This window comes from Allomuricauda sp. M10 (assembly GCF_020782875.1).
Classification (GTDB): domain Bacteria; phylum Bacteroidota; class Bacteroidia; order Flavobacteriales; family Flavobacteriaceae; genus Flagellimonas.
This window is the reverse complement of record NZ_JAJGBN010000001.1, coordinates 953,597-962,092: the sequence shown is the minus strand read 5'-3', so window position 1 is coordinate 962,092 and position 8,496 is coordinate 953,597. Positions and strand designations below refer to the sequence as shown.

Sequence of the window (8,496 nt, the reverse complement as noted above, 5' to 3'; positions counted from 1 at the left end):
TCATTATAATGCCCCAATTAATTCGGTTGAACTATCACTTACACATCTTAAATAAAATGGTATCACACCCGGCTTGCCCTGAACCTGTTTGAAGTCGATTTCCTTGATGACCAAGTGGTGGATGTTCTTGCTTGCAAACAAGTCGCCCACAACTACCACGCTGTCCGCTATTTTTTCAAAATCCAGAAGCTTTTCATGTTGTTCGTAGGCTGTCTTTGCAGTAGGATGCCCAGGATCACGAAGACATAGGCCACGGATGTCAACCGTCCAATCATCGAATCCATACATTTCCTTCACTGTTCCGCTATTGGCCAAGGCATTGGTGGTACTTAAAATCTTGGCCCTCCTAAAGTTGACCAAGGTGGCGGCAGGTAGTTCAAAGTCCTCAATCGGAAATCTTTCAATTTCACCTGTTACTTTGTACGTATTATAGTTTCCGCCACGAAACTTGATAGGAAACACAATGGGAGTTCCCATGTAACTCAACCGGGAAGCCTCTTGGACATCTTCAAGCACCTTTATCCCACTGAAATTGAATCCGGGCGGATTTGGTGGGGTGCCAACACCTTCAGGTCGGTAAAGAGCGTAGTTCTTTATTCCGAAAGCTATTTCAAAGAGCGTGGCAACATCATACTGTTTCATCAGTTCAACGCTATTGCACCGTCACGAAGACGGTCATTTATCCTGCCCACTATCTCATCGGCCAACTCATCAACCTTGCCCTTCCAGTTTCCGGGACTTAGATTGAAGTTGTTCACGATGTCAAGGTTCATGGTGAGTATCTTTGCCCCTTTTCCGTCGCCGCTCACCACTGGCTGTTCATTGGACGGGTCTGCACCGCCATTGCCCAAATTGGTCACGGTGGCCGTTGGGTTCGGTACATCGATGTCCTCCGGGTTTGTCTTATTGGTGACCTTTATCTCTACCTCGGTGCTGTCATCGCCAAAGCCAAAGAATTCCTTAATGCTCTGCCATACCTTCTTGATGCTCTCCCACACGCCAAGCAATAGGTTCTTTACCCATTCCTTCAACCTTTCAATCTTTTCCCTGAATCCCGGAAAGACCTTGTCGATAATAGTGACCAGCCACTCAAAGGGATTGTTCTTGACGGCCCATGCCGTAAACTTGGCGATGGCAGCCTTGATATTGTCCCAATACTTCACCATCACCACGATGATGGCTATGACCGCCGCAATGCCCAGAACGATAAGCCCTATCGGGTTGGCGTTCATGGCCACGTTCAATCCCCATTGTGCAGCTGTGGCACTTATCAGTCCGACAATGAACGAACCCAACAGGTAGGCACCCGAAAGAAGGTATCCGGTCGCCTGTCCGGCCAAAAGCACCAATTGTCTTGCACCTGCCCTGACAAAGTTCCAGATCGCCAAGGTCGCCTTGGCCATGCTCGATGTGAACACGTTGGACGACAATGCGGCACGAAGCAGTTTCATGTGCATCAGGTTGAGCCTGACACTGACCAAGGTTATGGCCGTCAACAATCCTGTCAAAATGAATATTGACCCGGCACCGATGACCACGAATCTGGAAAAAACAGGGTTGGCCTCCATGAACCTCACGATCCATTGGGCGACCTCCCCGGTTGCCTGTGAAATAAGCTTTATAAAAGGGGCAAGAATGGTAAAAATGGAGCCTACCACATTGCTCCATGCATTCTTCATCAGGATCATTTGCGACTTTGTTGTCTTTTTCATTATCTCAAAGGCCTTCTGAACAGACCCGGCCGCATTTCCGATCTGGGCAGTATTGGTAGTCCAAGACTGCGCCAGTTCCCCGCCAAGACCTATGACCAGTTTAATGGCCTCTTGGCTCCCGAAAAGCTTCCCGATGATTTCCTCCTGTGTGGTTCCGGTCTTATCGGCGAATGCCTGAATGCGGGGCATAAGCTGGTTGATGTAGTTCTGAAGACCACCTGCCCGCCCAATGCTCTTGGCGTCAAATGCAATGCCCAAGTTCTTGGCCATTTCTATGGCCTCCGAACCGGGCTTCAACAATGCCGAAAGCACCGCACTGAACTGTGTGGCCACCTCTGCGGGCGCACCCATCACACCGGAAGCCGTGGCGAACACACCCAAAAGTTCCTGTTGGCTCACCTTCAGCTTCGCACCTACGGCCGTCACCCTTGGCAACGCCGTGGCCAATGCCTGCAATGATGGTATCTGCCCCAATTCAACGGTCTTCTGGAACCTGTCCTGAACCAGTGAGGCATTTTCCCAAGAATCGCCATAGGCCTTGATTGATGATGCCGTGGCATCGACTACCAATCCCAAGTCCGCATTTCCGGCAATGGCGGCCTTGGAACTGTCCCTAAGAAAAGTGATCCAATTGTCCTTGGGAACCCCGGCACTTATGGTATTGTAAAGACCTTCCGAAAGTTGCTGTTTGGCAATGGGTACGACCGTGGCGATCTCCTTTATCTGGGAGGTGTACCCCGCCAATTGGCGTTCGCCCACCTGTGCCATGGTATTGGCACGGGCCATACCGTCCTCGAACTGTACGGCACCCGCTCCCAAAAGTGCGATGGCACCTGCGGCAACGGTCATCCGCTTTAAGTTTTTGGATAGTTGTGATGACCTAGTATCAAGTACCTTGATGCGGTCGTTTATCTTGTCGATGGTGTCATACGTTGACGTACCTGATTTTTGGATAGACCTCAAAGGCGCACTTACCTTGTCTATCAGTTCCAGAACCCATGATGTGGTGGTGGTACTCATCTATCCAAATGCTTCGTTCAGGACTTTGGTCAAAGCCGCCGTGAAGACGTTTTTAAGGTTTGTCAATCGTATTTCTTCGGTATACAGGAATTCGTTATAGATTCTGGCCCATTGCTCGTCGGACAGCTTGTCTGGGTCAAGGTTATAGTACCTTCTGATGATGGCGTTTACCTGTTCCACCCATTGCTCGCTGCCATGGTCGTCGTCATTGACCTCTAGCGCAAAGCGGTCTATAAGGTTTTTGAGGTCACCCGCCTTGCTTGCATAAGCTTTCCCACTTCCTCGATAACCGCTAGGTAAACATCAACATCGGAATCGAGATAGTCCATATCCCCGCCCAACACACAGTTGGTAATAAGCAAATTATTAAGGGCATCGATGTTTTCTTGTTTACCATATTCCGTGATTGCCGGGAGCAGGTTTTTGGTTGGTTTGCAGATGACGAACCTTGCGCATTCGCCATCAATGTCTTCATCATCCAAGGGAATGCTTACTTCCTTCAGCTTTCCCTTGGTCTTTTTCCATCCGGAAATATCCTCTTTGGTGATTTCCTTGAACTTCCTTTTTTTCTCTGCCATGGTTGTTTTATGATTTGTTATACGTTCCAGTCAATTGCAGGCGTGTACAGTTCAAACTTGAATGCAATGGACTTATCGCCCTGTTTGACCTCCACCCCGTTGTTCTTGAACCTACAGGCACGGATCACGTCCGTGTAGATGGTTCCATTGTAGTCATAGGCCACAATGATGGGGAATGCATCGATCTGTTGGATTCTGATGCCCGGAGGCAATGAATTCAGCAGTGCAAGGCGTTCCTCCTGCGTCAAGGTTATCGAGGCCGTGGCCTGATAGTTCCCTTCACCAACGCCGACATCAAATGCACCTGCGCCCTTTACGCCCTCTATCTCCTGATTGTCATTGTACATGAGTTCCGTAATGCCGATAACATCACGCCCAAGCAATCTTACGGTGGTTGAATTCCATCCGGCAACCTTTCCAAAGTGGTTTATGATCCTAGTGTTGTTCATCTATGATAGTTTTTTGGTCAGACCTAGTTCCACATCGATTTCGTGGATGATATTGTTCACTACAAGTTGAATCTTGACCTTCAAAGGATCATCATTGGCCAGAACCTGTGAGGGGTCGATATAGACATCCGCACCGCTCAACTCCCCAGCTGTGACCATGGTGGTCAATGCATCAAGGGCCAATCTTTGAAGTTCCGCAGCCTCCACGGCTGAAATCGCACCAGTGTCCGGGTTTGTACCCAAATTGGACTTGACACGGGGCAGCAGCGTGGTTCTCACCAAATCGGCACCCTTGTCCCAAATACGGTTCAGTTCGATGCGGCCATAGTCGCTTGCAGCTTCAGTGGCAGTATGTGAATCACTGAAGAAAAGTCCGGCATATCCATTGTAGTTGCCCACAAAGATGTAAGCCTTGTCGTTCAGGGCCTGTATCTCCGTAGCGGAAAGGCCACTGAACGGGTTTCCGTTCTGAAGGTTGGCACTTAACCAACGGCCACGGGCGGTATCCGTCAAAGGATAGTCCCTATTGCCCTTGTACGGGCTTGGCTTGTTCTCTATGTCAACGGAACCCAAGTTCTCATGCACCCCACGCACGGAAAGTGCGCCCAATGCGGTTCCAATGGCCGCATAGTTTGTATAAGCGACCTTCAGGGCGGCGATGACAGGGTCTTGCGCTATCACAACGCTGACATTGTCAACTTCCTCCGTCCTGTTATCGGGATAAGCGGCGACCAAGGTCTCATCATCAAAGACATTGCCCTCCACAAGTATGGAACTCACGTTTCGGTTCTCCGCCCTAAGTTCGTCCACGATGGCCTGTTTTTGGGCCATGTACGCAGGGAAGTCCACGATGGCCACGGCATTGTTCCTGACAAAGCCGACCATTTTGATACGGCTGTTGGCCTTAAGGATGTCCTTAAGTTCAGTGTTGGTCAAGGTGTCGTCATCAAGAACCACAAAAAGGTTCCCGTTCGGTGACAGCCTGAAGAATTCATCGATATGGTGGTGTGCCAAGATAGAATTGGTATCGTCATAGGATGGGTCTATGCCCACGGCCTCGGCGTTCTCAACTGTCAGGAACTCCATTGCCGTTTTCAATGCCAGTCCAGTAGCAGCAACGGCACCGCCGATTACCAGTAAACATACCCCGTCATTTGTAGGGTTTGTACGGCCCAGACCACCTTGTAGCCTGCTGACCGTTGCGCCTTTAAATCCCATTTAGACCCTGTTTAAGATTTTGATTTCAGTTCATTGATCGCATCGGCAATCTTGGCCTTGGTGTCCAATTCCTTGATGTCGATTTTGAGGTCTTCGGCCATCTTCTGCAAGTCGGTCAGCTTCATGGCCTTTACCGCCTTTTCGGTCAATGGGAATTCCACTTCGGTATTGGAACCGCCTTTGCCGCCCTCCTGCTTTTCACCGATGGACGGATTGGAATATTCCACCACCTTCAGGTCTTTGGCCTTCTTATTGGTGTTCTTGTGCAGGCTGGCGGCGTTGTTGCTCAAAAATGCCTGACCATCAGTGGTCACAAAACATTTTTCCGCATCTGGAAATGACTTGAAAGTGTCACTTGCGATTTTGTCCAATTCTTGTTTTTTCATCGTGGTATGATTTTTACTTTTTTTTCTTGCCGAACAGGCGTTTAAAAAACCCTTCTTTTTCCGGGACTGAATCCTTCGTTACAATGGTCTGGGCCTTGTTGTCGATTTCCGGGTTCACCTTCAGGTCGATGGTTCCACCGTCCCTTGACTTCAGTTTTTTGATCTCCGTCTGGAAGGTGTTCTCAATCTTTGTGGTTTCCTTTTGGATGGCGGATTGCACCATTCCCTCGAACTCCGATATGGTCACCTTGTTGTTGATGGTCATCCCGGCTATGATAAGGGCGATATAAATGGTGTTCTCCACTATGTTCTTCCAGTTCAACATGGCATTCGGTATTGCAACAACCTTGATTTCGGATATTTTTTGATACTCACCTCATTGCCTTGGTTCCCACCAAGGACATAGATATGATCCTGGGATTCCCTGACATAAAAACCGACATGGCCACGCCAATCATCCGGGCTGTTCCTCCAAAGCACCACGATGTCACCTTTTTCAGGGCTTTCCGTGGCCTCCCCGACTTCCAAAAAGCTACGGGCATTGAGTTTGCCGGAACCCTGAAACCCTGCCTTCTGAAGCACCCAATTCACAAAGGCCGCACACCATGCGGTCTCATCCTTAAGTGTCCTTCCGTCGAACCCGGTTCCATCGAAGTACTTCAGTACCTCTGGGTTGTCCTGTTGGCCAACGATCTCCCGTGTGCCGAACTCATCCAGTGCTATGTCGATTATCTCTTTTTTCATCCCCTTGGGGTTGCAGGCCGCACCGTTTTTTGCAAAAGGGTGCTGGCCCGCCCTTTTATAATATTATTATACGGTTCCTGAAACAATGGCACCCTGCCCCTTGGCACGCAATGGGATTGCGATGAAGTAGAGCCTGAAACCTACAACGGTCTCACGGTTCTGCGGGTCTCCACTGGATTCCGCTAAATACCTTTTCACGGTTCCCCTTGCCTTTCCGGTTGCTTTGACATGGAAAAGTACAGATGCCTGTCTTCCGGGTGTCACGCTGGAAAAGGCAATCTTATCCAAAGTGCCATCATATACTGGACTATAAAGACTTTCGTAAATCTCAAATCCATAGTAATTTTCCGAAATCGAACCCTCTTTATGATTTTGATACTGCACTTGAAGAGCCTTGTCCTCGATAAGAAGGTCTGCGACGTGTTGAGAACTCAATACCAGAACCCTTCCTTTCTTTGGTATCTTCAGGTCATCCAAGGTCTTTTTGTAGTTGATAAGGTCTTTGGTGATAAGTCTCTTCCTTCCGGTTCCGTCATCCTCCCCGGTAGTCTCTATGATGGGAGTATTGGCAGTGTTTCCGGCAGGGGCCAAGGAGTGCAGGGCATGATCCTCCGTTACTTCCTCCAAGGTCTCACGGTGCTGTTCCTGCACACTTCCGGGCTTATCGTATGGAAGGGCATACACTTCATCATCGGTGATCTTGGTATTCTCGGTATCGTATTTGTACAGGGAAATGGCAACACTGTCGTCCGTTCTGCTACTTACCGGAATAGGGTAGGTATTGTTATTTATCAATACCGCTGGGTCGGCACCGATCTCGGTCAACTTGATGACATCGTTGTTTACCCACTTGTTCTTGGACGGCACACGCTCCAACCAAGTTCCCTTGTGCCTAAAATGCTTGATAAGTTCCTTTTCCGCCAGTTCGTTCATGGCAACTGCCATGGCAACGGATACTTCCGGTGTGTCATGTGAGTATGCGAACGCAGTGACCACGATGGCAATCAATGCCATAATCGACCTTAAGATTGTTTTTGCTTTCATTAGTGAATCTGTTTTGTTTTTAATGCTCCTTGGGGTCAAGCCCTGATCAGGATTTGGGACGTTTCTGTTTATGTATTGGTTTTTATTGGTCTTCCTTGTAGTGGGCATTTACAAGTGCTGAAAACTTTTCAGGTTCCTTTTCGTTCATTTCGATAAGGGCTTCAGGGGCTTTTTCCTGATAATCCTGATACGTCCACTTGCTGCGGTCTTCGCCTGTGGGGTTGGAACCTCCTTTGCCGCCAGTGTTCAATTGGTTGGATACAGCTTCAATGGGCTTGGAGTTCTTAAGGATGGCCTCCAACTGCTCCAAGTTGTTCTCACCGATGGCCTCGTAGTTGCTGCGCATGGTAGGCTCGATTTTCTTGTCCTTTTCAGCCTGATCCAAAAGGGCCTTTATCTTCCCTTCCTTTTCCGCTTTTTCCTTGTCTTCGGCGGCCTTTTGCAAGGCATCCGCTTTAGCAGCCTTTCCCTGAAGTTCCTTCAGTTTGGCGTCCACCTGTTCTTGCGTTGCAGTAGATGGTAGCCCCAACTGTACTGCTAATACTGATAACTCCATACGTGGTATTTGATTTTGATTTTGATTTTGTGGTTGTTGTTGCCCGGATGTGGGCAGGTCTGGGATGTTCGGTGCACCACAGGCCACTAGCTGCAATCTGGTTTCGGCATCGATTTTTTCCTCGTTGCCCTCGATTTCATCTATAAGACCCATTTTAAGGGCTTCCTTGGCGTTCATCCAATAATCTCCCTTTTCCCAAAGTGCCTCGATTTCTTCCTCGGTCTTTCCGAACTTTTTGGCATACATCGCCTTGTACTCGGCAGTAAGGTTTTTGAGCAGCTTAAGGCTCGATTCGATTTCCGATTCATTGCCACCAACGTACATTGATGGTTTGTGTATCATAAATTGGGAATTCGGTTTTCCGGTGGCCTTGTACTTGGCAGGGAAGATGGTTCCTGCGGAAGCGCACAAAGCCCCGCATTGCACCGTTATATTGTCGAAGTTGTCCTCGATTAGGTTCAATATCTCATTGGCCTCGATAACGTTACCGCCCTGTGTGTTCACATATATCTTGGCCTTGGTGGCCCCGGCATCCTTTGCCATCTTTATGTCCTTCAGGATGGCACCGCTGCTGGCCTTCGACCATTCGGAAATATGTCCGGTTATAATGATAAGGGCTTCGGTTCCCTTAGCCTCCACACGTACTTTCAGTGGGACGACCTTTGTCGAACCAGCACCTATGATAACCATGCTTTTTGTGACGTTCATGCAGCAAATGTGCGTGAAAAATCAAAGTGCAAAAAATAGTGATTCTGTCATAGTGTCATATACAAACTGTCATAGTGTCTG

At 48.8% G+C, this 8,496-nt stretch carries 11 protein-coding genes; all 11 read right to left on the bottom strand.

The features are described 5' to 3' along the window. Nucleotides 1–3: 3 nt before the first annotated feature. Complete coding sequence (locus LKX84_RS04610; protein WP_228235937.1) at nucleotides 4–642, bottom strand: DUF6046 domain-containing protein; 639 nt, start codon at nucleotides 640–642, stop codon at nucleotides 4–6. Next, nucleotides 642–2,732 carry a phage tail tape measure protein gene (locus LKX84_RS04605; protein WP_228235936.1) on the bottom strand — a complete coding sequence of 697 codons (2,091 nt, stop codon included), beginning with the start codon at nucleotides 2,730–2,732 and terminating at the stop codon, nucleotides 642–644. Before LKX84_RS04605 ends, LKX84_RS04610 begins: the two co-directional genes overlap by 1 nt. Continuing rightward, nucleotides 2,733–2,912: a hypothetical protein gene (locus tag LKX84_RS04600; protein ID WP_228235935.1), complete on the bottom strand. Its 180-nt coding sequence runs from the start codon at nucleotides 2,910–2,912 to the stop codon at nucleotides 2,733–2,735. It abuts the gene before it with no gap. Nucleotides 2,913–2,962: 50 nt separating this feature from the next. After that, nucleotides 2,963–3,310, bottom strand: coding sequence for a hypothetical protein (locus LKX84_RS04595; RefSeq protein ID WP_228235934.1), 348 nt, complete (start codon nucleotides 3,308–3,310; stop codon nucleotides 2,963–2,965). A gap of 17 nt (nucleotides 3,311–3,327) precedes the next feature. Then, nucleotides 3,328–3,759: a hypothetical protein gene (locus tag LKX84_RS04590; protein WP_228235933.1), complete on the bottom strand. Its 432-nt coding sequence runs from the start codon at nucleotides 3,757–3,759 to the stop codon at nucleotides 3,328–3,330. Further along, nucleotides 3,760–4,977: a DUF2586 family protein gene (locus LKX84_RS04585; RefSeq protein ID WP_228235932.1), complete on the bottom strand. Its 1,218-nt coding sequence runs from the start codon at nucleotides 4,975–4,977 to the stop codon at nucleotides 3,760–3,762. It lies immediately after the preceding gene. An 11-nt stretch (nucleotides 4,978–4,988) separates the two neighbouring features. Continuing rightward, a complete protein-coding gene (locus tag LKX84_RS04580; RefSeq protein ID WP_228235931.1) occupies nucleotides 4,989–5,363 on the bottom strand; it encodes a hypothetical protein in 375 nt (124 codons plus the stop codon). Between the two features lie 13 nt (nucleotides 5,364–5,376). Beyond that, a complete protein-coding gene (locus LKX84_RS04575) occupies nucleotides 5,377–5,688 on the bottom strand; it encodes a hypothetical protein (protein ID WP_228235930.1) in 312 nt (103 codons plus the stop codon). After that, complete coding sequence (locus tag LKX84_RS04570; RefSeq protein WP_228235929.1) at nucleotides 5,682–6,107, bottom strand: TIGR02594 family protein; 426 nt, start codon at nucleotides 6,105–6,107, stop codon at nucleotides 5,682–5,684. The genes LKX84_RS04575 and LKX84_RS04570 overlap by 7 nt, the downstream gene beginning before the upstream one ends. Nucleotides 6,108–6,173: 66 nt before the next feature. Beyond that, a complete protein-coding gene (locus LKX84_RS04565; protein ID WP_228235928.1) occupies nucleotides 6,174–7,151 on the bottom strand; it encodes a hypothetical protein in 978 nt (325 codons plus the stop codon). Nucleotides 7,152–7,233: 82 nt separating this feature from the next. Beyond that, complete coding sequence (locus LKX84_RS04560; protein WP_228235927.1) at nucleotides 7,234–8,415, bottom strand: Clp protease ClpP; 1,182 nt, start codon at nucleotides 8,413–8,415, stop codon at nucleotides 7,234–7,236. Between the last annotated feature and the right edge of the window lie 81 nt (nucleotides 8,416–8,496).

Coding starts and splice junctions, on each gene's coding strand:
- LKX84_RS04610 (WP_228235937.1), bottom strand. CDS start 642: ATGAAACAGTATGATGTTGCCACGCTCTTTGAAATAGCTTTCGGAATA.
- LKX84_RS04605 (WP_228235936.1), bottom strand. CDS start 2,732: ATGAGTACCACCACCACATCATGGGTTCTGGAACTGATAGACAAGGTA.
- LKX84_RS04595 (WP_228235934.1), bottom strand. CDS start 3,310: ATGGCAGAGAAAAAAAGGAAGTTCAAGGAAATCACCAAAGAGGATATT.
- LKX84_RS04590 (WP_228235933.1), bottom strand. CDS start 3,759: ATGAACAACACTAGGATCATAAACCACTTTGGAAAGGTTGCCGGATGG.
- LKX84_RS04585 (WP_228235932.1), bottom strand. CDS start 4,977: ATGGGATTTAAAGGCGCAACGGTCAGCAGGCTACAAGGTGGTCTGGGC.
- LKX84_RS04580 (WP_228235931.1), bottom strand. CDS start 5,363: ATGAAAAAACAAGAATTGGACAAAATCGCAAGTGACACTTTCAAGTCA.
- LKX84_RS04575 (WP_228235930.1), bottom strand. CDS start 5,688: ATGTTGAACTGGAAGAACATAGTGGAGAACACCATTTATATCGCCCTT.
- LKX84_RS04570 (WP_228235929.1), bottom strand. CDS start 6,107: ATGAAAAAAGAGATAATCGACATAGCACTGGATGAGTTCGGCACACGG.
- LKX84_RS04565 (WP_228235928.1), bottom strand. CDS start 7,151: ATGAAAGCAAAAACAATCTTAAGGTCGATTATGGCATTGATTGCCATC.
- LKX84_RS04560 (WP_228235927.1), bottom strand. CDS start 8,415: ATGAACGTCACAAAAAGCATGGTTATCATAGGTGCTGGTTCGACAAAG.